Below are 974 nucleotides of genomic sequence, written 5' to 3' on the forward strand. Positions count from 1 at the left end.
TAATTTGTGTTCGGCGGTGTCCTACTTTTCCGCCCGGGTTGGGCAGTATCATTGGCGCTGGCAGGCTTAGCTTCCGGGTTCGGGATGGGTCCGGGCGTTTCCCTGTCGCTATGGACCGCCGTAACTCTATTTATTTTGTGGTGGTGTGTTATTGGTGGTGGGGCGCGGGTTTGATGCGCTGTGGATGTTGGTGTGGTTGCGAGTGTGTGTAAGTTTTCGGCCGGTTAGTGCCAGTTCCCTGCGCCCATTGCTGGGTGTGTAGGTCTGGTCTATTGATCCCGTGTTCTGCGGGGGGCCTTATCCCACTTGATGGGTGAGAAGCCTGGTCTTGGAGGGGGTTTCCCGCTTAGATGCTTTCAGCGGTTATCCTGTCCGAACGTGGCTATCCAGCGGTGCCCCTGGTGGGACAACTGGTGGACCAGAGGTTCGTCCGTCCCGGTCCTCTCGTACTAGGGACAGGTTTCCTCAAGCTTCTGACGCGCGCGGCGGATAGAGACCGAACTGTCTCACGACGTTCTAAACCCAGCTCGCGTGCCGCTTTAATGGGCGAACAGCCCAACCCTTGGGACCTGCTCCAGCCCCAGGATGCGACGAGCCGACATCGAGGTGCCAAACCATCCCGTCGATATGGACTCTTGGGGAAGATCAGCCTGTTATCCCCGGGGTACCTTTTATCCGTTGAGCGACACCCCTTCCACTCGGGGGTGCCGGATCACTAGTCCCGACTTTCGTCCCTGCTTGACATGTTCGTCTCGCAGTCAAGCTCCCTTGTGCACTTACACTCGACACCTGATTGCCATCCAGGTTGAGGGAACCTTTGGGCGCCTCCGTTACTTTTTAGGAGGCAACCGCCCCAGTTAAACTACCCGCCAGGCACTGTCCCTGAACCGGATAGACGGTTCGAGGTTAGAGGCCCAATACGATCAGAGTGGTATTTCAACAACGACTCCACAATCACTGGCGTGATTGCTTCA

At 57.1% G+C, this 974-nt stretch carries 2 rRNA genes; both read right to left on the bottom strand.

The features are described from left to right. Positions 1 to 8 precede the first annotated feature (8 nt). Positions 9 to 123, bottom strand: a 5S ribosomal RNA gene (rrf, locus tag ABQE44_RS25765). 81 nt (positions 124 to 204) lie between these two features. Continuing rightward, positions 205 to 974: ribosomal RNA gene (locus ABQE44_RS25770) — 23S ribosomal RNA — on the bottom strand; the annotation flags it as partial.

It is taken from the genome of Mycolicibacterium sp. XJ2546, assembly GCF_053483195.1.